Source organism: Ferroplasma acidarmanus Fer1, assembly GCF_000152265.2.
GTDB classification, from domain to species: Archaea; Thermoplasmatota; Thermoplasmata; order Thermoplasmatales; family Thermoplasmataceae; genus Ferroplasma; species Ferroplasma acidiphilum.
In genome coordinates this window covers 533,963-558,203 of record NC_021592.1, presented here as the reverse complement: position 1 = coordinate 558,203, position 24,241 = coordinate 533,963, and the positions used below count along the sequence as shown (strand labels likewise).

Annotated in this window: 30 protein-coding genes; 16 read left to right on the top strand and 14 right to left on the bottom strand. The window is 38.2% G+C overall.

Features of this window, described 5'->3' with window-relative positions; genetic code table 11:
• Window positions 1–8 precede the first annotated feature (8 nt).
• Both FACI_RS02640 and FACI_RS02635 read left to right on the top strand, forming a co-directional pair.
• Window positions 9–1,631 (top strand): ABC transporter permease subunit, encoded by a 1,623-nt coding sequence (locus tag FACI_RS02640; RefSeq protein ID WP_009886564.1) that lies wholly within the window; start codon window positions 9–11, stop codon window positions 1,629–1,631.
• A 320-nt stretch (window positions 1,632–1,951) separates the two neighbouring features.
• Window positions 1,952–2,419, top strand: a complete 468-nt coding sequence (locus FACI_RS02635) for an AAA-associated domain-containing protein (protein ID WP_009886563.1) — start codon at window positions 1,952–1,954, stop codon at window positions 2,417–2,419.
• Between the two features lie 39 nt (window positions 2,420–2,458).
• Here the strand turns inward: FACI_RS02635 and FACI_RS02630 are convergent, their stop codons facing one another.
• The gene (locus tag FACI_RS02630) at window positions 2,459–3,370 is read right to left on the bottom strand and encodes an alpha/beta hydrolase (protein WP_048074139.1); all 912 of its coding nucleotides are present in this window, start codon (window positions 3,368–3,370) and stop codon (window positions 2,459–2,461) included.
• 144 nt (window positions 3,371–3,514) lie between these two features.
• Here FACI_RS02630 and FACI_RS02625 point away from each other — a divergent pair, with 144 nt between their 5' ends.
• The 10 genes from FACI_RS02625 (at window position 3,515) to hisIE (ending at window position 10,361) form a co-directional block, all read left to right on the top strand.
• Window positions 3,515–4,555, top strand: coding sequence for an SIS domain-containing protein (locus FACI_RS02625; RefSeq protein ID WP_009886561.1), 1,041 nt, complete (start codon window positions 3,515–3,517; stop codon window positions 4,553–4,555).
• 69 nt (window positions 4,556–4,624) lie between these two features.
• On the top strand, window positions 4,625–4,789 hold the full coding sequence (locus tag FACI_RS10215) for a hypothetical protein (RefSeq protein ID WP_019841429.1): 165 nt from the start codon (window positions 4,625–4,627) through the stop codon (window positions 4,787–4,789).
• Window positions 4,767–5,531 carry an ATP phosphoribosyltransferase regulatory subunit gene (locus FACI_RS02620; RefSeq protein WP_009886560.1) on the top strand — a complete coding sequence of 255 codons (765 nt, stop codon included), beginning with the start codon at window positions 4,767–4,769 and terminating at the stop codon, window positions 5,529–5,531. The genes FACI_RS10215 and FACI_RS02620 overlap by 23 nt, the downstream gene beginning before the upstream one ends.
• Complete coding sequence (hisG, locus tag FACI_RS02615; protein ID WP_009886559.1) at window positions 5,528–6,160, top strand: ATP phosphoribosyltransferase; 633 nt, start codon at window positions 5,528–5,530, stop codon at window positions 6,158–6,160. Before FACI_RS02620 ends, hisG begins: the two co-directional genes overlap by 4 nt.
• Window positions 6,123–7,250, top strand: coding sequence for a histidinol dehydrogenase (hisD, locus tag FACI_RS02610; RefSeq protein WP_009886558.1), 1,128 nt, complete (start codon window positions 6,123–6,125; stop codon window positions 7,248–7,250). Before hisG ends, hisD begins: the two co-directional genes overlap by 38 nt.
• Complete coding sequence (gene hisB, locus FACI_RS02605) at window positions 7,247–7,777, top strand: imidazoleglycerol-phosphate dehydratase HisB (protein WP_009886557.1); 531 nt, start codon at window positions 7,247–7,249, stop codon at window positions 7,775–7,777. Before hisD ends, hisB begins: the two co-directional genes overlap by 4 nt.
• Window positions 7,774–8,343, top strand: coding sequence for an imidazole glycerol phosphate synthase subunit HisH (gene hisH, locus FACI_RS02600; protein WP_009886556.1), 570 nt, complete (start codon window positions 7,774–7,776; stop codon window positions 8,341–8,343). Before hisB ends, hisH begins: the two co-directional genes overlap by 4 nt.
• Window positions 8,340–9,029, top strand: coding sequence for a HisA/HisF-related TIM barrel protein (locus tag FACI_RS02595; protein ID WP_009886555.1), 690 nt, complete (start codon window positions 8,340–8,342; stop codon window positions 9,027–9,029). Before hisH ends, FACI_RS02595 begins: the two co-directional genes overlap by 4 nt.
• Window positions 9,011–9,763, top strand: coding sequence for an imidazole glycerol phosphate synthase subunit HisF (gene hisF, locus FACI_RS02590; protein WP_009886554.1), 753 nt, complete (start codon window positions 9,011–9,013; stop codon window positions 9,761–9,763). Before FACI_RS02595 ends, hisF begins: the two co-directional genes overlap by 19 nt.
• Window positions 9,750–10,361, top strand: coding sequence for a bifunctional phosphoribosyl-AMP cyclohydrolase/phosphoribosyl-ATP diphosphatase HisIE (gene hisIE, locus FACI_RS02585; protein ID WP_009886553.1), 612 nt, complete (start codon window positions 9,750–9,752; stop codon window positions 10,359–10,361). Before hisF ends, hisIE begins: the two co-directional genes overlap by 14 nt.
• A 4-nt stretch (window positions 10,362–10,365) precedes the next feature.
• Here hisIE and FACI_RS02580 read toward each other — a convergent pair whose 3' ends face one another.
• Together FACI_RS02580 and FACI_RS02575 are read right to left on the bottom strand one after the other, a co-directional pair.
• Window positions 10,366–11,745, bottom strand: a complete 1,380-nt coding sequence (locus FACI_RS02580) for a glutamate decarboxylase (RefSeq protein WP_019841428.1) — start codon at window positions 11,743–11,745, stop codon at window positions 10,366–10,368.
• Window positions 11,746–11,798: 53 nt separating this feature from the next.
• Window positions 11,799–12,758: a YrhK family protein gene (locus FACI_RS02575; protein WP_009886551.1), complete on the bottom strand. Its 960-nt coding sequence runs from the start codon at window positions 12,756–12,758 to the stop codon at window positions 11,799–11,801.
• A gap of 273 nt (window positions 12,759–13,031) precedes the next feature.
• Here FACI_RS02575 and FACI_RS02570 point away from each other — a divergent pair, with 273 nt between their 5' ends.
• On the top strand, window positions 13,032–14,465 hold the full coding sequence (locus FACI_RS02570; RefSeq protein ID WP_009886550.1) for an MFS transporter: 1,434 nt from the start codon (window positions 13,032–13,034) through the stop codon (window positions 14,463–14,465).
• On the opposite strand, the gene FACI_RS02565 is transcribed toward FACI_RS02570, so the two are convergent.
• Window positions 14,460–15,056 (bottom strand): hypothetical protein, encoded by a 597-nt coding sequence (locus tag FACI_RS02565; RefSeq protein ID WP_009886549.1) that lies wholly within the window; start codon window positions 15,054–15,056, stop codon window positions 14,460–14,462. The two genes, FACI_RS02570 and FACI_RS02565, sit on opposite strands and share 6 nt — an antisense overlap.
• A gap of 120 nt (window positions 15,057–15,176) precedes the next feature.
• Window positions 15,177–15,284: a 50S ribosomal protein L41e gene (locus tag FACI_RS10455; RefSeq protein ID WP_081142907.1), complete on the bottom strand. Its 108-nt coding sequence runs from the start codon at window positions 15,282–15,284 to the stop codon at window positions 15,177–15,179.
• A 167-nt stretch (window positions 15,285–15,451) separates the two neighbouring features.
• Here FACI_RS10455 and FACI_RS02560 point away from each other — a divergent pair, with 167 nt between their 5' ends.
• Complete coding sequence (locus tag FACI_RS02560; protein ID WP_009886547.1) at window positions 15,452–15,889, top strand: universal stress protein; 438 nt, start codon at window positions 15,452–15,454, stop codon at window positions 15,887–15,889.
• Between the two features lie 83 nt (window positions 15,890–15,972).
• Entirely contained in the window at window positions 15,973–16,203 is a 231-nt protein-coding gene (locus tag FACI_RS02555; protein ID WP_009886546.1) for a 30S ribosomal protein S17e, read from the top strand.
• Window position 16,204: 1 nt separating this feature from the next.
• Here FACI_RS02555 and FACI_RS02550 read toward each other — a convergent pair whose 3' ends face one another.
• The 8 genes from FACI_RS02550 to purS all read right to left on the bottom strand — a co-directional run bounded on the left by FACI_RS02550 (window position 16,205) and on the right by purS (window position 22,785).
• Window positions 16,205–16,561: a rhodanese-like domain-containing protein gene (locus FACI_RS02550; RefSeq protein WP_009886545.1), complete on the bottom strand. Its 357-nt coding sequence runs from the start codon at window positions 16,559–16,561 to the stop codon at window positions 16,205–16,207.
• A 1-nt stretch (window position 16,562) separates the two neighbouring features.
• On the bottom strand, window positions 16,563–17,219 hold the full coding sequence (locus FACI_RS02545) for a chlorite dismutase family protein (protein WP_009886544.1): 657 nt from the start codon (window positions 17,217–17,219) through the stop codon (window positions 16,563–16,565).
• Window positions 17,220–17,260: 41 nt separating this feature from the next.
• Window positions 17,261–17,845 (bottom strand): hypothetical protein, encoded by a 585-nt coding sequence (locus FACI_RS02540; protein ID WP_009886543.1) that lies wholly within the window; start codon window positions 17,843–17,845, stop codon window positions 17,261–17,263.
• Window positions 17,838–19,205 carry an adenylosuccinate lyase gene (gene purB / locus FACI_RS02535; protein WP_009886542.1) on the bottom strand — a complete coding sequence of 456 codons (1,368 nt, stop codon included), beginning with the start codon at window positions 19,203–19,205 and terminating at the stop codon, window positions 17,838–17,840. Before purB ends, FACI_RS02540 begins: the two co-directional genes overlap by 8 nt.
• Before the next feature lie 245 nt (window positions 19,206–19,450).
• Entirely contained in the window at window positions 19,451–19,963 is a 513-nt protein-coding gene (locus FACI_RS02530) for a hypothetical protein (RefSeq protein ID WP_009886540.1), read from the bottom strand.
• Between the two features lie 35 nt (window positions 19,964–19,998).
• Window positions 19,999–20,253: a hypothetical protein gene (locus FACI_RS02525; protein ID WP_009886539.1), complete on the bottom strand. Its 255-nt coding sequence runs from the start codon at window positions 20,251–20,253 to the stop codon at window positions 19,999–20,001.
• A 38-nt stretch (window positions 20,254–20,291) separates the two neighbouring features.
• On the bottom strand, window positions 20,292–22,541 hold the full coding sequence (gene purL / locus FACI_RS02520; RefSeq protein WP_009886538.1) for a phosphoribosylformylglycinamidine synthase subunit PurL: 2,250 nt from the start codon (window positions 22,539–22,541) through the stop codon (window positions 20,292–20,294).
• A 1-nt stretch (window position 22,542) separates the two neighbouring features.
• The gene (gene purS, locus FACI_RS02515; protein ID WP_009886537.1) at window positions 22,543–22,785 is read right to left on the bottom strand and encodes a phosphoribosylformylglycinamidine synthase subunit PurS; all 243 of its coding nucleotides are present in this window, start codon (window positions 22,783–22,785) and stop codon (window positions 22,543–22,545) included.
• A 136-nt stretch (window positions 22,786–22,921) separates the two neighbouring features.
• Between purS and FACI_RS02510 the strand changes: the two genes are divergently transcribed.
• The gene (locus FACI_RS02510; RefSeq protein WP_009886536.1) at window positions 22,922–23,239 is read left to right on the top strand and encodes a hypothetical protein; all 318 of its coding nucleotides are present in this window, start codon (window positions 22,922–22,924) and stop codon (window positions 23,237–23,239) included.
• A gap of 2 nt (window positions 23,240–23,241) precedes the next feature.
• Here the strand turns inward: FACI_RS02510 and FACI_RS09740 are convergent, their stop codons facing one another.
• Entirely contained in the window at window positions 23,242–24,195 is a 954-nt protein-coding gene (locus tag FACI_RS09740; RefSeq protein WP_009886535.1) for a YrhK family protein, read from the bottom strand.
• Window positions 24,196–24,241 lie beyond the last annotated feature (46 nt).

Genomic DNA, 24,241 nt, shown 5'->3' with positions numbered 1-24,241 from the left:
GTGTAATTATGGATGCGATAATACTAATAATACTGGCTGTGCTTGCCACAGCAGGACGTGTAATCGGGCTCATACTGCTTTCCATACTTACAGGCTGGTTTCTGGCATATGCCTCAATTAAATCCAAATTCTTTGAGAATATATATATCATTCTTATTGAAGTATTTGAATCAATTCCGGTAATTACATTCTTTCCAGTTGTTCTGGTGATATTCATTACACATGTTGGCGGTACACTGGGTGTTGAACTTGCCGCAGATTTTCTGGTGTTTACCGCTGTAGTATGGAATATCTGGATGGGAGAGTACCAGGCTTTTAAAACGGTTCCCCGTGAAATGGTTGAAGTTGTAGAAAACTCCAGATTCGGTCTATTCTCAAGGCTACGGTACCTTTATATTCCTTTTTCTGTGCCACGTATTACTGCAAACCTCTTTCCAAGTGTGTCCAACGGTTTTTTTTATATAACTGTCAGCGAAGTTTTTGAGGTGGGTGTACATACATACCAGACCTTCGGCATAGGGTCAGTACTGGATACATTTGTAGCCGGTGCACAGCTCTTTAATATAGAAATGGCGCTTCTTATACTGGGCATAGTAATAGTGGCAATTGTTATTGTATTAAGGGAATTCAGCAAATACGCAGTTGGCAGGTATACACTGGATACAGATGCCCCTGTAATGAAACGTGGCAGGCTAAATCTAAGGGAAACAGCAAGGGTTTTTGCGGCACTTTCAAAAAATCCACTCACAAGGCTGGCAAGATACTATAAATACAGAGAGGGCGACAAACATGAGCAAACATATGAGAAGAAGGAAAAGAAGCAGAAGAGGTATAAATACATCTATGCTTCAATTGGCATAATCATATTGATTGCTTTATTATACGGCGTTGTCTCTTTAATAATTTCAGTCAAGCCATCAGAATGGAGTATATTATTCAACAAAACCCCATTTCTGTTAACAGGGCTGGGATTTGACTATGTCCGGGTGGGATCAATACTTCTGGTATCCATGGTAATAGCTATATTCCTTGGATATTATCTGGCTGTGAATAAAAGGGCAGAAAAATACTGGATACCGATCATACAATCTTTGAGTGCTTATCCGGCTCCTATTTATTTCCCATTTCTGTTTATCTTGACAGAACCATTCATGTTAAGTTTATTTGGAGGATTTACCAATGAACTCTACGTGTTATCGCTCGGGTTTGTCAGTACCTTTTATTATGTATTCTATTCCTTCTGGATGGGGGTAAAGGCAATGCCATCTGAATATTGGGAAATTACAAAAAATCTCAAACTCGGGTATTTCAAAAAAATGAGAAAGGTAATAATTCCTTCTACATTCCCATATCTCATCAGTGGAATATCATCCACAATAAACAGTGCATGGGGAGGGTTAATGATAGGAGAATACTGGCCAAATATATATGGCACGCATTCCCTTTCTGTACACACCGGGCTTATGAAAACTATAGATATTGCTACTGCCAACGGAGACCTGACCCTTGCGGCCTGGGGGTCCTTAATATTCGGCATAATAGTAGCTATTTACTCTGTACTGTTTACAAGAAAAATGATGGATCTTGCACAGAAGAAATATGTTGCTGAAGAGGGTGTTTACTCGGCTTGATACGCCTCAAAAACTATGCCTTTGTATAAGTATTGCCCTCACAAATTTGCCGGGTTACTGATTTAAGGCCATCTGTTCCTGTTTTAGAAAAGAAGCTTCTTTCCATACGATCGTAAGCTCACCAGCAGCCCCAAAATGCCATATGATATTGAAGTGGAGCCTATAACATATTATTGGAATCTATATCAAGAATAATAAAAATGTCCATACTATTATGTATTCACTGGAATTTAAATTAATAATTGTATATATTAAAATTATACAATTATAAGCACATTATAAAACATTAATATTATAAATGCAGATTATATATACACTTTATGGATGTAATTGACCCCGATGCAAGGATAGCTGACCTGCTGGGATTGCTTTATGTACTTAATAACATATTCGATGGAAAAACTGACCTTTATCAAATGGAAAAGGAAATGGAAGTAGACCTTGACGATTTAATGCCAATAGTATACACCGCATCAAATATTGGATTGGTGAATGCAGAATCCGGAGATATATCGATATCACAGAAGGGAATAGAATATATAAAATCGGGAATGAATACAAGAAAGCAAATTATACGGGATTCGCTTAAAAATATAGAGCCATTTAAAACTGCTATTTCTATGGGTGAATTCACGCTTGAAGATATAATAGATAAGCTTAAGGAAAATGATGTGCCTACATTCAACAACCCGGACGGAACTCATGACCTGGAGGTAATACTTATTGAATGGGGAATTTATTCCCGCCTTCTGAAAAAAACAGATGATGGTTTCCAGGTTATTGCCTGATCTCGCCTATTCTGTTGTTAAAATACCCTGCATTCCTATCTATAAATAGTCAGGAATAATCCTGGCAACCATTTTTACAATGTTTCTGGCACCATCAGAAACCTCAAAGTCAGTGGCCGAGCCATGAATCATTCCTATCCCCCTTATTCCAACTGCCCTGACTCCCGCTTCCCTGAGTTTTTTAACATATGTTTCTTCAGGGTCTCTCAAAGGGTCGTATTCATTAGTTACCATTATGGCTGGTGGAAGATTTGAAAAATCATCGGCAACAAGGGGCGAGAAATATGGATTTATCAGATCCTGCATATTTTTTGAATACATATTTCCGAAATATCTTATCATCTTTCCCGTTAAGACATAGTTATCGGAATACTCAATAAAAGATCTGGAGAAATTATCCGGTGCAAGGCTTGGATAGAACAATACCTGTACAGCAGGCATTTCAGTTTTCCCATCACGGCATTTCAGGCATAATGCAGCTGCAAGATTTGCACCGGCACTATCACCGGCTACGCCTATTCTGCCTTCTATTCCAAAATCTTTCTTCTTTTTAGCTATATAATGGAACGAATCATAAGCATCATTGAAAGCATCTGGAAATTTATGTTCCGGTGCCAGTCGGTATTCAATAGATATAATCTTAACCCATGACTCCTTAGCAAGGAAGCGGCAATAATTATCATATGTTTCAATATTGCCGAAAAGAAAGCCTCCACCATGGTAATATAAAATGGCGGATTTTGCATTGTTGTTATCATACATTCTGGCATTCAGTGTACGCCCATCCAGTTTTATTTTATAATCTTTAGTTTCCTTTATTTCCACCGGCTTCCCCCTGGAGCTCAGTGAGGATTCGTCAAGGAAATTTCTAAGCATAGCAGGCTCTATTTTTGTCATATCTCCAGCACTTTTTGACAATTCTATAAGCGAATTAAAATCCGGATCTACCATATTCATTAAATTCATAACAGTATTTCAATTTATAGTTTTCTCTGTTATGGCCTGTATGAAGTATTACTGGCCCTGCAATATGCCTTTGAAAATCAGATTTATATTGTAACAAAATAAATATATGCTTTTTAGCTTTATACCTCTATGACAGATACAATTCCGGAAAAACGCAATGGGCATCCGTATTATATGTATGATATGATCAGAGAAACGCCAGAATCTATTGAAATTACAAGAAAAACCATGGAAAATACCGATTATTCATTCTTATCCAGCAAACCTTTGCTGTTCACAGGGAATGGCACTGCATACCATGCGGCCCAGATAGGTGCGGGATTCCTGTATAAAACGGATTTAAAATACGCATTTGTCCAGTCATATGAACTTTTAAATTATTATGTCCCTGTTCATGGAACCGTCGTCGGAATATCAAACAGTGGAAAAACTAAATCGACCATAGACTCCCTCATATACCAGAAAAAATTTTCGTATATAGTGGGAATAACACATTACCATGGAACACCTATGGAACTCATATCAAACAAAAGCATAGTTATCGATGCTGATGACAAATCACTCTGCAATACAAAATCCTTCTTTGACAATGCCATTGCATCTATGTACATTGCTTCGAGGTATGCAGGAATTGACATGAACATTGATAAGACCATAGAAACCCTGAAGGGGCTTGTAACATCCATGGATTCTACTGTAAAGAAAATTGCACATAACCTTTCATACGTCAACAGGATATTCGTACTGGGTGCAGGTCCGGAAGAGCCTGTAGCCAGGGAAGCTGCCCAGAAAATAAAGGAAGCTACACATATACACGCGGAGGGAATAGAACTTGAAGAATTTATTCATGGGTGTACATCGCTCATAGACGATAAGTCGCTTCTTGTCATAATTAATAGCAATACAGTTAATTCAAGGACAGATGACATAGTTAGGGCATGTAAAGTAGTAGGTACAAAGACCGTGGTAATTAACGGGGATGGTGATTATTCCATAGATTTGCCGGACTTAGGGGATGAATACATAAACGCCCTTTTAAATGTCCTTCCATTGTATTATCTGGCATATTATATGGCGGTGGAACAGAATGTCAACCCTGACCTATTGAGGTTCGATGAAGAAACCTATAGAAAATTCGATGATATAGTTTTTCCGCCAGGGGCACATTAATATTAAAATTGATATTTTAAGCATAATTTTTATTGATAACTCTTATATATGCTATTATAATCAAAGCCCATGGCAACAGAGATGTATATAGAATATATAGCCAGCGATACTGCTTTTTCAAAAATGGCTTCGCATATACATCATCATAGCGAAATAACCACAATTTATAGTTTGCCAGATAGTATTTTGAGTTATAGTGGTTATTTTGAAAATGGAAGATCAAAAATTAAGTGATATAGCCTACTCCATCAGGAAATCATGCCATGATTCTGGATATTCCGAAATATTCCCTCCTGCATATGTAAAATCGGGTAGGATAGACGGATTCAGGTTTATATTCCGGAATGATGTGTATGTTCTTGAGCCAGACATTACCCTCAGGTTAATGAACAGCCGTTTTCCTGGAAATTCCCGGGTTTATTATATTTCACAGCAGGCAGACGAATTTCTCGGTGAATCACTCAAAGCTGGATTGGAAATTATAGGGCCAGTTCCCGGTGAGGCAAATATAGAAATATTGAAAATGGCCATAAAAATTCTGGATGACCTGGGGATAAGGGATTACAATATTGATATCAGCATTACAGATGTTTTTGACCCATATAGAAAGAAAAAAGATGGAGGAATAATTTTAAATGCAGTGAAGAACAGGAATTACCCACAGCTTCAGAATATGGAGATTGATGGCATGGATAAGCTGTTTCAGATAATGGACACCAGGACAAGGAATAGTGGCATACCTGAACTGGATAGCATATTAGAAGAAATAAATGATCCACGGGTTATTATAGACCTCGGGACGGTAAGGCAGCCTGAATATTACCGTGGCCTTATATTCGAGATCTATGGAAGGCACGAATTTCTTGGAGGCGGTGGAAATTACGTAATTAAAAAGATGAATGGATGTGGCTTCTCGCTTGATTTGCAGGCATTATCAAAATTATATGGCAATTCCTATGGAGATGTGCAAAGATGAAATTTGTAATACCAAAAGGCAGGTTGATGAAAGATTCTCTGGCGTTCCTTCAAAATGCAGGGATAAAAATAAATATCGATGATGACAGAAAACTTATGTTCTACCAGGATGGCAATGAAATTATATTGCCAAGGGCAAGGGATGTGCCCGTATATACAGAATACGCAGGGGATATAGGCATATGCGGTTCTGATACACTTTCTGAGAGCAGGAGCAGGCTGTTTACGCCATTGACCCTTAATTTCGGAAAATGCAGGCTCAGCTTAATTGCCCCTGAAAAATACAGCATAAAAGATTTGGAAGGGCTTGACATAGCCACAAAACATCCTAATATTACCAGGGATTATTTCTTTTCCATGGGCATAGATGCCAATATAATACCATTGAACGGTTCCCTTGAGCTTGCGCCGGAAACAGGGATAGCCGACGCAATTGTGGATGTAGTCCAGACCGGCGAAACCATGAAAAAAAATAATCTGGTGGAAATACAGAAAATAATGGATATCTCTGCAATTTTGGTGGTTAACAGGGTATCACAGAAAATAAAATATAAGGAAATAAATAATTTTATTGAAAAAGCAGGTGGATTAAATGGAAATAGAAGAGTATGTAAAAAATATATTGAATGATATTAAATCAGGCGGCATTGATGCAGTTTCGGAATATTCCAAAAAATTTGATGGCTATGGGATGCCATTTAAAGTTCCTGAAAGCGAATTTGCCGAAGCGAACGAATTAATACCGGAATACCAGAAAGACATAATAAATAGAACATATAAGAGAATATACGAAAACCATGCTATACAGTATAACAACGATAAGGTACGTTTTTCCAGGGGTTCTATATATGGAATCAGATACACGCCAATAGAAAGGATAGGAATGTATATACCTGGAAAAAAGCCTCTGCCATCTACCGTAATGATGATAGGGATTCCGGCAAAAATAGCAGGTGTCAGGGATATTGTAATTGTGTCTGCCCCGGAAAGCAATGGCAGGGTAAATCCATATACACTTTATATAGCTGGGCTTCTGGGCATTCATGAGGTATACCGTATCGGGGGTGTGCAGGCAATAGGGTCAATGGCATACGGCATTGGGATGAAAAAGGTTGATAAAATATTCGGCCCTGGAAATTCATACGTAAACGAGGCAAAGAGGCAGGTCTATGGATTTACCGGGATAGATGGCTTATACGGCCCATCGGAGGTTATGGTAATATCCGATGGAACAGCAAAGGATGAATATATACTGGCCGACCTCAATTCACAGCTGGAACATGGCATAACATCAAAGGCATGGCTTCTCACCACCGGCAAAGCCATTTCCACTGCCGGAAATGAAAGAATAGGGGTAATGGTTTTTGAAAATATGGATGAACTCATATCAAAGGCAAATGAAATAGCTCCGGAGCACATGGAAATACAGGCAAAAGATCCAATGGAAATATTTACCAGGATAAAAAATGCCGGTGCAATATACATTGGTGAATATGCCCCTGTGCCAGCTGGAGATTATTTCCTGGGCGTAAACCACCTGTTGCCAACCGGGGGGACATCCAGATTTTCTTCAGCACTTACAGTGGACGACTTTATGAAAAAAACATCATTTGCCAGTGTGTCCAGGGAAGATTTTATGGCTGATCGTGAACTGGGTCTTGAACTGGCAAAAATAGAAGGGATGCCACTTCACTATAAATCTATGGAGGCAAGGCTATGATAAGGGAGACGAAGGAAACTGTGATAGAGGTTGATATTGGTTCAGAAAGTACCGTAATAGAAACGGGGGATAAGATACTGGACCATATGATGCGCACATTGTTCTTCTACATGGGCAGGAATGCAAAAATTAAGTGTTCCTATGACCTCAGGCACCACCTGTGGGAAGATCTGGGCATAACAATTGCCATGGAGCTCACAGCCTTAAAGGGCGAAAAACCGGTAAAGAGGTTTGGAAGTGCAACAATGCCTATGGACGAATCACTCATAATGGTTTCTTTAGATATTTCAAGGGCATACATAAATTTCCAGGTTGATTTCAGGGATGCAGAGGGTTTCGAGTTGAACCTCCTCTATGAGTTCCTGTGGGCACTTGCAAGGACAATGCCCATGACACTGCATGTAATTAAATTCAGTGGAATAAATTCGCACCACATAACGGAAAATGTCTTTAAGGCTTTAGGAGCAGCCCTGGGAAATGCACTGGAAGGAACTGAATATACAAGGAGCACGAAGGGGATACTGTGATAGCAATTATCGATATTAATACAGGAAACCTTTCCAATATAAATAGAATAGTCAGGGGAAAAGTAACCAGCGATCCATATGAAATAGAAAAATCTGTAAAAATAATTTTTCCGGGGGTGGGGTCTTTCCAGTATGTGTCACAAATTATTGAGCCTATTAAGGATCTGCTGGTAGAGAAAATAAAGTCCGGGATTCCATATCTTGGAATATGCCTCGGGCTGGAAATCCTCTTCGAAAACAGCGAAGAAGGCCCCGGCAACGGATTAGGAGTATTCAATGGAACTGTAAAGAAGTTTAATGGTGTAAAAACTCCCCATATGGGATGGAATACAGTAAATGTAAAATCCCCTTCAAAGATTATGGAAGGCATAGGGAATGACTCATTCTTTTATTTTATGCATTCATATTATGCCCCTGAAAATCAATATACAGTTATGGAGACAGAATACGGAAATAAATTTGCTTCAGGAATCGAAATGGGAAATATCTATGGGGTGCAGTTCCATCCTGAAAAATCCGGAAACGATGGCATACGGGTATTGAAAAATTTTGGAGGTTTGAAATGATAGATATATATCCTGCTATTGATATTTATAATGGAGAAGCGGTATCCCTTGAAAACGGGAAGATAGAGAAAATTGAATCATTCGGAGACCCGGTAAAATTTGCACAGGAATTTTCTTCAATCTCGGGCAAATTGCATATTGTTGACCTTAATGGGGCTTTCACAGGAAATCCTGCCAATACCAATCTTATTAAAAACATAAGGAAAAATGTGAAATCGTTCATGCAGGCAGGTGGCGGCTACCGTACAATGGAATCTATTGAGGCAGGCTATAGCCTTGGAATTGATAGCATTATAATAGGCACAGCCTCCCTTGATAAAAAAATTTTGGAAGAAGTCTCGGAAAAACATAAAAATATAACTATCAGCATAGATGCATACAATGGATATATCAAATATAACGGATGGGCAGATGGGACAGAAATCAGTTACCGTGATTTTTACTCCATGGTAAAGGGCAGGGCAAACCGTTTCATATTTACGGCAATAAATAGCGATGGTACCGGGCATATAAGCAGGATAGAGAAATTCTGGGATGAAGGATATTTTATGTATGCCGGTGGCGTGAATTCTATTGATGACCTGAAAAAACTTGAAAATATGGGGTTTAATGGTGCCATAATAGGCAAGGCCCTTTATAATGGGAATATAAAAATAGAGGAATTAAAATGCTTGCAAAACGAATAATAGGGGCACTGGATATTGCCGGTGATAGGGTAGTAAAAGGTGTAAACTTTGAGAATGTAAAGGATTCCGGAGATCCTATCCAGCTTGCTAAACGCTATGAATCGGAAGGAATTGATGAACTTGTATTCCTTGATATCCGGGCAACCCGTGAGAAAAGGAACATTATGAATATGCTTGTTGAAAGGGTTGCCTCAGAGATATATATCCCATTTACAGTAGGAGGCGGGCTAACCGATATAGAAACTATGGTAAAAATAATAAGGAATGGGGCAGACCGCATATTTATTAATACATATGCAGTTGAACACCCTGAAATAATAGGGAAAATATCGGATAGGATTGGATCAGCCAATACAGTTATAGCAATAGATTCAGGCAGGCATAATGGAAATTATTATGTATACACCCATGGAGGCACTTTGAATGCCGGAATTGATGCAATTTCATGGGCACAGAAAGCAGAAAGCCTTGGGGCAGGAGAACTCCTGGTTACTTCTATAAACACAGATGGCACAAAGAAGGGGTTTGATACTGACCTGATTAGAAAAATAACGGGAAGTGTCAATATCCCTGTTATTGCCTCCGGTGGTGCCGGGTCACCTGAAGATTTCCTTGGCGTATTCCAGGCCGGGGCTGATGGGGCGCTTGCAGCTTCCATCTTCCATGAAGGGAAATATACTGCAAATGAGATCAAAAAATACCTGAAGGGGAATGGTGTAAATGTCAGATTATGATTTAAAATTTGAAGGGCTCATGCCCGTTGTTGTACAGGACAGTGAGACAAAAGAGGTTCTAACGCTTGCATATATGGATGGAGAAGCATACAGGAAAAGCATGGAAACAGGCCTTATGCATTATTATTCAAGATCTAAGCAGCGGGTAAGGATGAAGGGGGAAGCCAGTGGAAATATACAGGAAATAAAGGATGTTAAGATAGACTGTGATAATGACTCCCTCTTATTCATGGTAAAACAGAAGGGTGCTGCCTGCCACCTGGGAACCAAAAGCTGCTTCAGGGAAATTGCAACTCCCGCTGTTGCAGGAAATATAAATTATTCACTGGAAGTTCTCCTTGAACTTGAATCATTAATAGCTAAAACCAAAAACACACCCAGGAAAAATTCGTACACAACGGAACTTTTTGAATCTGGAGAGGAGAACATAAAGAAAAAGGTTGGTGAAGAAGCAGTCGAATCAATACTGGCACAGGGCAAGGACAGAATTGTGTATGAAACTGCAGACCTGCTATACCATCTCCTTGTATTCCTCTCATACGAGAATATAAAACTATCCGATATAATGGATGAACTATCAAAAAGGAGAAAAAATTAAAAGTTCAGGAGACAGCATGCCCCCTGCGGCTTGAAATTTTTGATTTTTCTATACCCTTTCCGGATAATTTTTCCATAGACTGTTTCAGATTTTCAAGAAATATATCGGCAAGGTCCCTGCTAAAGCCTTCGCGAACTACAACTCTCATAAGCACCGTATCATTTGCGTTATCCGGCAGGGAATATGCCGGTACAATCCATCCATAGCTCCTGATTGCAGCGGAGAGGTCGAAGAGGGTGTAACTGCTGGATGTCTTCTGCCTGAACGTCACAACCGGTATATGTTCTGCCCTGCTTACAACCTCCAGTTCCGGAAATTCACTTATTTTGTCTGCAAGATATTTCGCATTCTTCATTATATTTTCAGCTATATTGCGGTAACCTGATTTTCCAAGCCTTATTATGTTATAGTACTGTGGTGCTATGTTTGCAGCACTTTTGGAAAAATTGAGAGTATATGTAGGCATATCATCGCCAAGGTAATTAACATAAAATACCAGGTCATCTGGCAGGTCGGCTTTATCCTTGAAGAGAAGCCAGCCCAATCCAGGGTATACAAGCCCGAATTTGTGCCCTGAAACATTTATGGATTTTACATGGCTAAGCCTGAAATCCCATTCAAGTTCCGGTTCTATGAAGGGAGTTATGAAACCTGCACTTGCAGCATCCACATGTATTGGAATATCTAAACCTTTTTTAGATTTTAATTCTTCCAGAAGTGAATTTATCCGTTTAACATCATCAAAAGCACCTGTAAAAGTTGTTCCAAGCACTGCACCAACAGCTATAGTATTCTCATCAACATTTTCTATAAGCTTGTCCGGATCAACCACCCTTGTTTTTGCATCAAGTGGGACTACCCTTGCCTCAACATCAAAATATTTTGCAAATTTGTCCCATACCACATGTGTATCGGCACCGAAGACAATGTTGGGCTTTGACGCATCCTTTTTCAGGGCTTCCATTTTAGACTTCCAGTTCCATTTGTGTGCCAGCAATGCCAGCATTATGGATTCGGAAGAACCTATTGTCGATGTTCCCGTAAAATCTTTTCCCTCCGGTGCATTGTAGAGCCTTGAGAGTATATTGACAATTCTCGTTTCTTCCTTTTTTATCTGGGGGTATTCGAAACTATCTATGAAATTTTTATGTGCATTTTCCATATACAGATTTTTTGCTTCCGGTTCCATATATGTTGTAACGAAAGTTGCCAGATTTAATTCTGGAATTCCATCAAGCTTTAATTCCTCATGTATCATTTCATATGCAGCCCTGGACGCCATTCCCTCCTCCGGAAATTCAAATTCAGGCACTGGATTATTAAAATCCCTGTTGCTATAAGTTCCATAAATCTTTCTTTCAGGATTCATCTTTCTAGATACCATAATAATGAATAGGCAGATAGTATAAAACGGTATACGGTTGTATCATATAGACATTATTTATTTTTCTTCATTGTGGAAACTCTTGCTCTCCGGAATATTTCAATACCTGGCTTAACAAGCAACTGTATGCTCGCGGCTATGAAAAGGTATACTCCATAGAAGTAATCTGCCTGGCTTAAAAATAATATGCTGCCACTTAGAAACTCAAGGCCTATTGCCACATCATTGCCTATAGCGACCCAGCCATAAAACTTGCCTGCTCTCTGCTTCTTTATTTCATTATATTCGTACCGGTTTATAGCCGAAATTACCCTGGTATCACTCAAGAACTCTGCGCTGTGCAAGAACAATGACGCCAGAAGCCCGCCGGCAGCCATGCCGTTTATTGTTTCAATATAATTTAACCTCGAATTTTCCGGAAATTTTACGTATGCCAGGCCTTCACCTGTATTGTCTTTCATAGCCAGCACTATTTTTATAAACCACATGTCGCCAAGATATTTTTCATAATTATCAATAGAAAATTGAACCTTATCCAGCCTTGTTTTACAGAAAGACCTGAATGGTACAGAGTAGTAAAAGTCCATGGATGACGCCATTGCCATAGCTATTCTTAAATTTATATACCTATCCTCTAATTTATTTATTATAATATTCATGTTAATAGAATCAATTATAGCCCTCCCTATTTTACGGGATGCATATATTATTTCCATTATTCCTGGCACGTTTTCGTCCGTGGAAAGAAACTTTATAATTGCGCTGTATAGGGATTCACGTTGAGATCGTGGCAGGTTCGAATCTATATTATTCAGATTGGTTACTTCAAGTATTTCATTATCGGAGCATGTATCCACAATTTCATTCTTAACAATGTCATCAAATATGCTATCTCCAAATATTGCAACAGAAATATCTTTAATTTCCTTCCATTTGAACTGGATTCCCATGCCGTTATCCTGCAACATATGGAGAAAATAGAGATGGGTACCAGTGTCCACGTGTTCCAGCATTATACCTTATCTGTATTGATTTATAAAACTTTTTATTACACTTTTGAAATAATATTGGTTAACTGCATTAATATAGTTCAGGGATGTTATGCGACCATAGAAACATTGAAATACAACATAGTATGCTGGTTCATGAAATATAATAAATAGATGCCATGCAGTATTCATTGAAACAGGCAAATATGCCACAAATAATAATATAATCATCTTGATATTGCTGCTATTATTAAGTATTATGCAATTATTTATATACATCTGGTTTATACTTTTTGAATGACAGAAAACGAAACTGGAAGTCAAATTAAAATTCCCGGCAGGTCAGTGATTACAACACTTTCCGCTATGGGGTATTTTCTGGATGGTTACGATTTGAGTGTGATATCCGTATTTACTCTTGTGCTTGTTACATTTAAGCCATTCCATTATGATCCATTTACGGAATCTTTTGTTACCGGCGCAGCACTTCTGGGTGCCTTTGTGGGTGCCGTTATTTTCGGGCATTTTGCCGATAATATTGGCAGGCGGTATCTGTATATATTCGATCTCATATTCTTCGCTGTATTTGCTATACTATCTGCGTTATCCACGAACATATATGAAATGATAATATTCAGGTTCTTCGTGGGCTGGGGAGTTGGAGCAGATTACGCTTTGAGTCCGGTATACACAACAGAAATGTACCCGGACAAAAAGAGGGGTGCAGGATATGGCTGGGTCTGGACATTCTGGAGCATCGGTGCAGGAGCGGCATTTGCAATCGGATACGTTTTTTATATGATAAACCCTCTTGTGGGATGGAGATATACACTGGCTATAGGTGCAATACCTGCAATAGTTACAGTAGTGTTAAGAACACGGATGCCAGAATCTGTGAGATGGGATATACTGGAGCCGGGCAAATCAAAATTATCCGCAAAAGACCTGGATTCAATAGCAGAACGGGTAGGGATTACAAAAGAGGATATAAAAGCTATAATAGCTGAAAGGGAGAAGGAAGAAAATATCGCCGCCGGTTCATTCACAGCACTATTTAAGGGGGAATATGGAAAACGTACGGCTATTATATGGTTCCAGTGGATACTCTATGATATAGCTGGATATGGTATAGGCCTTTATTCACCAATTATACTAACTACACTGGGAATATCACATAGTTCTTCACTACTGTTTTCCCTTATATTTAACATGCCGGTTGGATTCCTCGGTGCATTCGGTGCAGTAATGCTTAATGACAGGCTTGGCAGGAGGCCTTTGCAGGCTTTAGGATTCGGTGGAATGGCAATAGCCATGGCTATGTTCTTTATTGCATCCAGTGCGATAGCAAGCATAGGGATAATTATCGGAATTGCAGCATTTGTGATTGACTATGGCATAGGCAACCTTGGTCCCGGTGATACCATGGGATTATACGCAATAGAACTGCTTCCAACAAAATTGAGGTCTTCATCCATGGGCGGTGCTACAGGCATAACAAGGATAGCTTCTTTCCTTGCTGCGTTCATGTTTCCGCTTATAAGTGCATCACTGGGCAAATCATCGTTCTTCTTTATCCTTCTCGGTTTAATGGTTCTGGCCTTTGTATTTACAATATTCTTTACGCCAGAAACAAAGGGGTTAACCCTGGAAGAAATTGCTTTAGCATCCTATAAGCATGTCCATGGCGTGCCTAAACTCATATTGCCAGAAGCAAAGAAAGAGCAGTCATAAAATTAATCCCATAGATATCCATTCTTTTATTTGAGCTGTATAAAACTTTATAGATTCAATATCTTTTTCTTTTAAATTTTGCTCAATTTTCCATAGTGGTTCCGGCAAACTCTGGTTATTGCCACTTTCATTTATTATCCTCATTATGGCAATAGATATAGATTCATATTCTTTCTGTTTATCTATCCAGTATCTGGGAAATTTAAAGTTAAGCACCGAATCCAGTATTGAAGATAGTTTTGGGACTGTTATTTCATTAATTATTGCAGTGTTTTTGCCTTTCCTTATTGAAAATTTTGGAGGTGGGATCAGAAGCAGGAAGTCCAGAAAATGTATAAGGCTATTTTTTTTGTCAGTGTCCAGTTTTTTATATATAAAATTCCCATTAAAGGCAATAGCTACCCTGGCCCCCTTGTCTTCCATGCTGTTTATATTTAATTTAAATATATCCAGTGCTTCACTTAATTTTGGATAGTCCCTGTTTGCTGGATAATATATAACTTTCCTTGTATTATAAAGAACCTTGATCGCCTGGGCCAGGTTTGATTTTAAAAGCACAGTATAATTTCCTATAGTGGCCTTAGTTTTCATTTCTAATACAAGTATAACTGTTCTATATAAAAACTTTTTAAAATAGGAATTTGTTAACTAACAATGAACAAATGATATGCATTAACATAATGGAAGGCAGCCATAGAAAAACCTATGGCATTATTGCTTGCTTGCTCTTCTGGCTCTCTTTAATCTTCTTATTTTCTTTTTTCTCCATTTCCAACGCATGTTTCCTTTCTTTTTCCAATCTCTTGAACTTCGTTTCAATATGTCACCTCAAATATAAATGTATATTTGGTATTATTTTTTAATATAAATACCTATTTTATTATTAAACCATTATTTATGGCTGCAAAGGTCATAAGTATCCGGTGTACCGGTGCAAGCAACATAATTATTAAATAAATTTAAATACTTCTGTCTGATTATTTCTAATGAAAGTTTTAGTATCATATGATGGATCAGAGGGGGCTAGAGAGGCGCTTAAATATGCCCTTGAATTAAAATGCACTGTTGATGAATATTATATTGTTTATGTTATACCCACAATAGTTGGAATCAGTGCGAGCTTCGATTCCTATATACCACAATCTGTTTATGAGGGGCAGGATAAAACTGCCGACCAGATCCTGGAAAAGGCAAAAAAAGTTCTGGATAAAGAAGAAGCTAAATACGAACTGATAAAGATAAGTTCTAATGGTGAGGAGATACCGAAAATCATTCTAAAAACAGCAGAGGAGAAAGGAATTAACTTAATAGTCACAGGCACAAGGAAATTGCATGGTTTCAGTAAACTCATACTAGGGTCTGTAAGTTCTGGAATTATAGCACACTCCAATATTCCAGTTACAGTTGTTCCCCCAAAGGAATAATTATTTTTATAAATTTTCATTTTTCCAGTTCAACTAGATTCATAAATGAAATTGTTTATATATTGTTTTAAAATAATGTGTTAATGGGAAGCATAAGGCCGTCTAACATAAAAAGAATTTCTGAAGAATTAGTTGATAATAACAAGGATCTTTTCAATGAGGATTTTAACCATAATAAGGAGATTTTACACAGTTTTATAGAGAAAACTGTAACGAAAAAAACTGCAAATGCCATTGCAGGTTATATAACAAGATATATACTTAAAAAGAAATCCAAAGAAAAGAATGAACTGGAACAACTTGGATTAGCATAAATTATTTTTCTACTGGAAAATTTTCCTTTCTCCATTTATCCATACCGCCTTCAAGGTGGTATAACTTTTTATATCCTTTCCTAACAAGCCTGTTTGCCGCTGCACGGCTACGGTGACCGGTTTTGCATATAAGAATAATAGGGTCGTCCTTTGGAAATTTTTTCTCTATTTCATCTTCTTTTCCAAGTTTATAGGGTATAGCACCCTTTATATGCCCATGCCTGTATTCAAAGCCAGTGCGTACATCAATTACAGGATATTTTTCCTTCAAGGCAGTAAGTTTCTCGGGCGTAAGGTTTTCCAGTTCCTGTGGCTGATTAAAATAATCAGAACCCCTGAAATAATTTTTTATCGACATCTTAAATCACCAGTTTATCCCCATTGTATATTCCAACAAATATCGGGGCTTCATTTATTATCCATTTTCTTGCCATAACTTCCCTCAATTTTTCTGTTACATGTGACCATGCAGCAAGGTCATCCAGTTCATAAAGAACCACAAATTCCTGGTCTCCCAATCCGAATGAGTATGTTGTATAGGATATTATTCCCGGGCTTTCCTTGTCGCTTCTGGCAGTTCCTATGTGTCCCGCCAGTATCTTTTTTCTCTCTTCATAATTGATCAGGTACCATTCCCTATCCTTGCTCATAGGATATACCACAAAATATTTTTTTGGGTCTGTTTTCAAGGTATCTTCCAGGCTGTTTGTTGCATTTACATATGGAGAATGCTCGTAGAGTGAGAACATGCTGTATTCACTTTTTCCATAGATTCCAATGGCAGAGTTTATTCCTTCCTTTAGCCCTTCAAGGTTAATCGGCATGTCAGAGGCTGACCAGATAAGAATATCATTGTCATGCCTTATTGATTTGTAGTATTTTATACTGATAAGGTTTTTTCTGTAATTATTAATGAAATGTATAATGTTGCTGTTTACATTTTCTTTTTCTTTGTCCGTAAGTGCCCAGAATTTGCCATTCATTTTATAAGCAAGGACGTACATATATATTGTCATAGTTTATCTGTTAATAATATAATTAACGGATATAACTTTTATTAATCAAGTGTTTTCTGGCTTGTATTTACCACAGTATATTTCTTTATGTCATATTCATTAGAAATAATGTAGTTTAAAAGTTTTGTTATGGATATTTTATCAGCATCAACAGGCTCTATAAGCGTGCTGGACGGTGATATTTTTATATTCGCTTCCCCAAGTTTTTTAATATAATCAGCCCTGTAACGGGAATCAACGTATTTAATGGATTTTGATGGGATTACCACATTGCACTTTTCCAGTTCCCTGGTAAATATAGGCCTTTCAAATAAATAATGGAGTACAAGCAGTGAGTTATATCCCGCATTGCTCTCATCAAATTTTTTCATGTTTGAACCAATTATACTGTATATGTCCTGCTTATTCTGCCCGATAAATGAAAATATCCTTGCTGGCTTTATTTCCCTTTCACGCAATATGCCAAGTTCAACCATTGCATTCAGGTAACCTGTAAGCACAAGCCTGTGCATATTTATTCCTTTTTCTTCAAGTGATTTTTGTATTCCCGTTATGGATTTTTCTTCTCCATTAATTTCGTTTAATATTAATTTATACCTCTTTGTATCCTCGAAATTTTCAATCATATATCTCACCTGCCAGGTATTTTTGAAGGTTATCAAAGTTTTTTATTGCATCTTCGCATATTTCTTTTGAAACACCGAGGAAATTTTCAGGCTCCATAGCTCGATCAAGTATTTTTTCAGAGATGTGGTTTAGAATACCCATATCCACCAGAGTTTCCTTTAACGTTTTTTTCTGTTTATAGGCATGCATTGAAGCCTCCCTGACAAATTCATGGGCATCCTGCCTGGGCATGCCATTTTCCGTTAAGGTGGTGGTAACACTTTCAGACATAATAAACTCATCTCCATATGCCCTTTTTTTCATCTCTTCGCGGTTTATAAACAAATGTGAAAATACACCGGTCATTTTAGTTATTATATCATCTGCGAGTATGGATACATATGGTATGGTAAATCTCTCCAGTGCACTGTTGGTAAGGTCTCTCTCATGCCACTGGACTCCCGCCTCATATTCAGGAATTATAAATGACCTTGTTAATCTTGCAAGGCTAACTATATTCTCGGAAACTATGGGGTTTCTCTTTGATGGCATGGAGCTTGACCCTACCTGCTTATCACTATCGAAATATTCTGAAAGTTCATAAATTTCCGGCCTTTGAAGATTCCGTATTTCGGTTGCAAATTTTTCCATGGATACCGATATATTGTTTATTATTGAAAGATATTCAATATACCTATCCCTACCAACTATCTGGGTTGATGCCGTTTCGTGTGTTATGCCCAGTATTTCGCATGTTTTTTCCTGAATCTTAAGGGCATTTTTTCCAAGTGCAGCGCCTGTTCCAACCGGGCCAAGGATTTTGCCTGCAATAATCCGTTTTCTTGCTTCCTGGATCCTCTCCAGATGCCTGCCGATCTCTGAAAGGTACACAGCAAACTTTAGTCCCAGTGTTATAGGGGATGCATGTTGCCCGTGGGTCCTACCAACCATTATTGTCTCTTCATTTTCTTTTATCCTGCTTACAAGGGCTTTGCCCAGATCCTCAAGGTCAGATATTATTATGCTTATGGCTCTTTTCATCTGCACTGCAGAGGCAGAGTCGTTTATGTCATTGGAAGTAACACCGAAATGCACATAATTTTTTCCAGTAGTGCATTTTTCCGTTAAACCTTCCACTATTGACATTACATCGTGGTTTATGATTGCCTCTATCTCCTTTACCCTGCCTATTTTTACTTCATTGTTATCAACAACTTTTCTTATGTCTGCATATGCCTCTTCAGGTATGATGCCGTAATATGACTCGGCCTGGGCAATTGCAGCTTCAACATTTAGCATAATATTTAACCTTGTTTCCTCTGAAAATATGTTTTTTACATTGTCCCTGCCATATCGATAATCCAGTGGTGAAACGATCATATAAGCCTATTACAATTAGTTTAAAGTTTTTTGTGTTGTTAATGTAGATGTTCAGGGCCCTCTACTATTCTTATTCTCGAAATTGTATCATTGGTTAATGGACTAAGCTCCTTCATGGACATATTTATCCAAGGTAAAAACTCTAGTTCACAGGGCATCCAGCCCTGTTTCTTCTCTGAAAAAATCTCTGGCATAAAATCATGTATATTGGTTATAGCATTGGAATTAAAGACGAAAAACTAATCCTACTTCCGGGCATTTATTTTCCCGAAAAGTATTGTAACCATTGCAATTATGATCCCTGAACCGGTTAGAAGTGCACCTGCAGCAGCTACATAGCTTGCATCGGTAACCCTTGCAAGTTCTGAGGATGTAACAAAATTATAATCCATTGTTGGTGCCTTGTCTGTAATGACCACATATTTGTAAGTCCCGTTCAGGTTAGCATAATATGGCTCACCGTCAACGTATTTAGCTGGAGTAACCGTGTAATTGTGTATATTGGATGAATTAAAACTGGATGCATGTTCCTGTATATTGCTGCAATTTACCAGCCCTGCTGAGGAATTATCCGATGTTACCATTAAAAGTACCCTGTTGGTGGAAAAATTAAACTGGGTAGATGTATAAACATTGCTGCTGTATTCTTTTACTGTATGATCAGAAGGTTCACCGGTAATTGTTGCAACGCCGCCGATGACAAGTGAAATTCCTATTACTATAAGCACAATGCCAACAATTACTTTCTTCTTGACCATTCTCTTTTGTATTTTAAATTATTATATAATTATTGTTAAAGTGTAAGGTCTAGCTTTCCACTGTTGATTTCATCTTCCATTTTCTTTACGCGTTCCTCTACCTGTTCAGGTGTGAGCCCACATTCTAAAAGTTCCATATATAATTCATAATTATCCTTTTCCGGGTCGATCTGGCCGGCAAAGATCCTGATGGAACCGCATGCCTTATCTTCATAATTGAGCCTGTAACTGATTTCCAGGGTTAAATTCTTCTCTTCCATAAATCTTAATTCATGTATGTAATCGGACATAAGTCCATATTAAGACCTATTATTATAAATTTTTGTGATTAAATATATTTATCCAGCCCCTTTTCCCATATGGAACGCAGTTTTTCACTTTTGGCGGATAATATATACCTTCCATTTTCACTGATTTTTACCTCGCCATCTATAACAGTTCCAATTTTCCTGATATTAGACCTGCTGAAAGCTTCAAGGAAATCTTTTTCATCCGATTTTCTTACTTCTATCAATATGCCGGTCCCAAGTTCTGAGAACAGTTTCTCATTTGTCCTTCCATGGATATCAGATATATCAGCCTCAATCCCGTATGGCCCTCCGAATGACATTTCGAGAATTGCCATGAGCAATCCGCCTGTGGAAATATCGTGCATGGACTCAATATAGTCCATTGAGTCAGATAAATCCTTATTAATATTGACAAGTTCATCTATATCCATGTCAGGCAATTTTGTGTGAACCGTGCCCATAATAGAGGAATACTGGCTCCCTGCCAGGTCATTTATAATGGAGCCTGCAAGATAAATAGGATTCCCGGGAGTTTTTGCCTCTACTGTTTTTGCCCTTCTCACATCTTCTATTTTTCCTATCAGCAGCATATTCGGGGTTGGAAGAATTTCAATGTCCGTTTCATTGTAAAAGCTGACATTTCCAGATACAAGTGGCAATCCTGTCGCTTTGCAGAAATCTGATATTGCATGAATCGATTCAATGAATCTGTACATTGTTTCAGGGTTTTCCGGATTCCCAAAATTCAGTGCGTCCACTATTGAATGTGGTCTGCCGCCAGAACTAAGTATATTCCTGTACCCCTCTGATAAAACATGCATTGTTCCATTATATGGCTCTATTCCTACCATTTCCGGTATAGATCCGGATGTCAGGCAAAGCCCCTGATATGATTCTTCTACCGGCTTAATGATGGTTGCATCTGAATGTGTTTCATGATTGGGGAATCCAGCAAATGGTTTTACAATAGTATTCCCGCGTACTGTGAAATCATACTGCCTTACTATGTTGAACCTTGAGCAAATATTTGGATTGGAAAGAAATTTAAGAATAAAATCCCTGTAATTTTCGGGCTCACGGTCCAGTACCGTTTTCTCCTCCATCTCAGGCTTTTTGTAACTCCGTGCATACATCGGCCCTCCGGTAAGGAAGGAGAGCTTCATATCCAGAATTTTTTCCCCGTTAAAATTAATTACAAGGTTTTCATTTTTTACTGTTTCTCCTATAATGGAATATTCAATGCCCCATTTTTCAAAAATTCTGCTTATTTTCTGGAGGTTGGATGGCTTAATTGCAAGAAACATTCTCTCCTGGGATTCACTGACCCATATTTCCCAGGGCTCCATATGGCTGTCCTTCAGGAGCACCTTATCAAGGTTAATGATTCCTGACATGCCTCCTGCAAAGAGCATTTCACTCACTGCACTGGATAGCCCACCGCCACCCAGGTCTTTCATTCCATCTATAATTCTCTCTTCATTTGCCTCGAGAATAGCATGTATCAACGGTTCTTTTATAATTGGATTGCCAAGTTGCACAGCATTTCTATTTTCTTCACTGCCTTTGTCAAGGACCTTTGATGCAAAATTAACTCCATGGATCCCATCTTTGCCTGTCCTGCCGCCACATACAATAAGCAGGTCTCCTTCCACACTTACCCTGCTGCGCACTACATGATCTTTTCTTACGATTCCGATGCACCCTGCATTCACCAGAGGCATTCCATTATAGACTTTATTAAAATGTGTAGATCCAGCTACCGTGGGGATGCCCACACGGTTTCCATAGTCCCTGATGCCTGCAACCACCCTGTTCAATATAAAGCGCTCTGTGAGATTTCCATCCATATTGTCAGGGTCTCCAAAATAAAGGGAATCCACGAGGGCAACCGGCTGTGCACCCATGCAGAGTACATCCCTTATGATTCCGCCAACTCCTGTTGCTGCACCACCATATGGTTCTACAGCGCTCGGGTGGTTGTGGCTTTCCATTTTCACAACATAGGCATAGTCCTTATCAAAGGATATAACACCTGCATCATCCTCCATTGTAAGTATTGTATAATCGCTTTTAAGGCCTGAAAAATATTTTTTAAGATACAGCTTGGATGATTTATAGCAGGAATGTTCACTCCATCCCTGTGCGATAGCCTGAATTTCAATATCAGTAGGATTCCTTCCCAGCCCGGTAAAATAATTTCTCAGCATCACTATTTCATCATATGTTAGCCCCAGTTCACCTGCTATTTTACCCAGGTTTTCATTTGAGCTTTTAATTATATCATACATATTATTCACTTATATCTTCTATTTTATATTCCTGTATAACAGGGTTGGTGAGAAGTTTTTCTGCGATTTCCCTGATTTCACTGATACTATCTTCCCTATCAAGTGAAGTCTCAAATTCATAAATTTTATAGGAATAAATATTCTTTATGCCTTCATACCCGATCAATTCCAGGTTTCTTTTTATGCTTAAAGCCTCCGGGTCCTCCACATTGGGCAAATATTTTATCTGAACCTTAACCTTCATGGAGCAGTATTTTAATTAATAAATTAAATTTATCTATTTTTTAAATTGACAGAAATGGCATAATTTGACCACGCATATTTAATCAATAATTTGTGGAGAGGCAAAAATTTAATATTTCCTTTTGTTTTAGCTAGCTATGGCACAACTTGATAGAAATGGAGCCGTGAGGCTTTTCCGCCTGAGGCTTGTCACCTTTTCCCTCTCACTTATTTTCATTCTATCATTTTTCATATTTACATATTTCACGCTCAATACCGGTTATGCAGCGCGCCACCTGCATATATTCATCACCGGATTTACCGTGCTTGTGGTTGCGGCAATTGGAACCGGAATAGAAACGGTAATACTTACAAGGGCTGCCATATCAAAGTTTACCGGAAAAAATATGAACGACCTGAAACCCGATGAGGTATCGCAGGCAATCCAAAGATTGCGCATTTTGAGGCAAAAGTAAAGTTAAATTTTTTTGTGGAGAAAAAATATATGTATTCTCCTTGCTATGTTTATCATTGGCCTTATCAATAGCTGTGTACTTCCTGTTATAAACAGGTAAACCCCCAGGGTGGAATACTTTAACTCACTGGGCAGAAAGAATATACTGCCTATGACGAATTCAAGCCCTACCATTATATCATTTGCTATGGATAGCCAGTCATAAAATCTTTTAATGAACTTTTCCTTAACAGACCGGGATGCATAGTTCATAATTGCCCTGTTTACTCTCCTGTCACTGAGAAACAGGTCCAGATTTACTATTATTTCAGCGAGATAGTCATTTTCTATTATCTCTCTGACCCCTGATATAAATTCATGACCGTTGTTCTCCATGGATTTTGAGAAACTGTTATTGTTGAATGTTCCATCCCTCAAAATAATTACAAGCTTTACAAACCATTCCCTGCCAAGGTATTTCAGTATGTCTTTCATATCCAGATTGAAATTCTCTATATATGGCTTGCAGTAATCTGCAAATGCTTTTGAGTAATAAAAATCCGGCAAATTGACAATCGGGAATGCAGATGCCTCTACAAGGTCATCCATTGTTTTATCAGGGTTCTGGTTTAAAATATCAATAATGAACTGGGCAATTTTCCTGTCGAGGTACATAATTTTCATAATTCCTGATATGAGCTTATTGCCGGATACAAAATCTATAAATTTATGAAATAGTATTTCCTTTTCTGCGTCAGGAATATTGTACTTTATGTCTGGTATATTTATTATTTCCAGTATATTTTCATCATTATATGTATTTATTACCTGATCATTTTTCAGATTTTCAAAAACTTCTTTGCCGAACATGTATGATATTAATGGCTTGACATGTTTCCATTTAAGGTTGAAACCATAGGGGCTTCTCTGAATTGCATAAAGAAAATAAAGAGGGTCACCCAGGCTATTATTATCCATTGTTCCAGATTTTTTCTTTCCTAATATAATTTAGGGGGATTAAGCA

Excerpts from the sequence above, each read along its gene's own strand:
- FACI_RS02640 (WP_009886564.1), top strand. The coding sequence starts at position 9 with ATGGATGCGATAATACTAATAATACTGGCTGTGCTTGCCACAGCAGGA.
- FACI_RS02635 (WP_009886563.1), top strand. The coding sequence starts at position 1,952 with ATGGATGTAATTGACCCCGATGCAAGGATAGCTGACCTGCTGGGATTG.
- FACI_RS02630 (WP_048074139.1), bottom strand. The coding sequence starts at position 3,370 with ATGGTAGATCCGGATTTTAATTCGCTTATAGAATTGTCAAAAAGTGCT.
- FACI_RS02625 (WP_009886561.1), top strand. The coding sequence starts at position 3,515 with ATGACAGATACAATTCCGGAAAAACGCAATGGGCATCCGTATTATATG.
- FACI_RS10215 (WP_019841429.1), top strand. The coding sequence starts at position 4,625 with ATGGCAACAGAGATGTATATAGAATATATAGCCAGCGATACTGCTTTT.
- FACI_RS02620 (WP_009886560.1), top strand. The coding sequence starts at position 4,767 with ATGGAAGATCAAAAATTAAGTGATATAGCCTACTCCATCAGGAAATCA.
- hisG (WP_009886559.1), top strand. The coding sequence starts at position 5,528 with ATGAAATTTGTAATACCAAAAGGCAGGTTGATGAAAGATTCTCTGGCG.
- hisD (WP_009886558.1), top strand. The coding sequence starts at position 6,123 with ATGGAAATAGAAGAGTATGTAAAAAATATATTGAATGATATTAAATCA.
- hisB (WP_009886557.1), top strand. The coding sequence starts at position 7,247 with ATGATAAGGGAGACGAAGGAAACTGTGATAGAGGTTGATATTGGTTCA.
- FACI_RS02595 (WP_009886555.1), top strand. The coding sequence starts at position 8,340 with ATGATAGATATATATCCTGCTATTGATATTTATAATGGAGAAGCGGTA.
- hisF (WP_009886554.1), top strand. The coding sequence starts at position 9,011 with ATGCTTGCAAAACGAATAATAGGGGCACTGGATATTGCCGGTGATAGG.
- hisIE (WP_009886553.1), top strand. The coding sequence starts at position 9,750 with ATGTCAGATTATGATTTAAAATTTGAAGGGCTCATGCCCGTTGTTGTA.
- FACI_RS02580 (WP_019841428.1), bottom strand. The coding sequence starts at position 11,745 with ATGGTATCTAGAAAGATGAATCCTGAAAGAAAGATTTATGGAACTTAT.
- FACI_RS02575 (WP_009886551.1), bottom strand. The coding sequence starts at position 12,758 with ATGCTGGAACACGTGGACACTGGTACCCATCTCTATTTTCTCCATATG.
- FACI_RS02570 (WP_009886550.1), top strand. The coding sequence starts at position 13,032 with ATGACAGAAAACGAAACTGGAAGTCAAATTAAAATTCCCGGCAGGTCA.
- FACI_RS02565 (WP_009886549.1), bottom strand. The coding sequence starts at position 15,056 with ATGAAAACTAAGGCCACTATAGGAAATTATACTGTGCTTTTAAAATCA.
- FACI_RS02560 (WP_009886547.1), top strand. The coding sequence starts at position 15,452 with ATGAAAGTTTTAGTATCATATGATGGATCAGAGGGGGCTAGAGAGGCG.
- FACI_RS02555 (WP_009886546.1), top strand. The coding sequence starts at position 15,973 with ATGGGAAGCATAAGGCCGTCTAACATAAAAAGAATTTCTGAAGAATTA.
- FACI_RS02550 (WP_009886545.1), bottom strand. The coding sequence starts at position 16,561 with ATGTCGATAAAAAATTATTTCAGGGGTTCTGATTATTTTAATCAGCCA.
- FACI_RS02545 (WP_009886544.1), bottom strand. The coding sequence starts at position 17,219 with ATGACAATATATATGTACGTCCTTGCTTATAAAATGAATGGCAAATTC.
- FACI_RS02540 (WP_009886543.1), bottom strand. The coding sequence starts at position 17,845 with ATGATTGAAAATTTCGAGGATACAAAGAGGTATAAATTAATATTAAAC.
- purB (WP_009886542.1), bottom strand. The coding sequence starts at position 19,205 with ATGATCGTTTCACCACTGGATTATCGATATGGCAGGGACAATGTAAAA.
- FACI_RS02530 (WP_009886540.1), bottom strand. The coding sequence starts at position 19,963 with ATGGTCAAGAAGAAAGTAATTGTTGGCATTGTGCTTATAGTAATAGGA.
- FACI_RS02525 (WP_009886539.1), bottom strand. The coding sequence starts at position 20,253 with ATGTCCGATTACATACATGAATTAAGATTTATGGAAGAGAAGAATTTA.
- purL (WP_009886538.1), bottom strand. The coding sequence starts at position 22,541 with ATGTATGATATAATTAAAAGCTCAAATGAAAACCTGGGTAAAATAGCA.
- purS (WP_009886537.1), bottom strand. The coding sequence starts at position 22,785 with ATGAAGGTTAAGGTTCAGATAAAATATTTGCCCAATGTGGAGGACCCG.
- FACI_RS02510 (WP_009886536.1), top strand. The coding sequence starts at position 22,922 with ATGGCACAACTTGATAGAAATGGAGCCGTGAGGCTTTTCCGCCTGAGG.
- FACI_RS09740 (WP_009886535.1), bottom strand. The coding sequence starts at position 24,195 with ATGGATAATAATAGCCTGGGTGACCCTCTTTATTTTCTTTATGCAATT.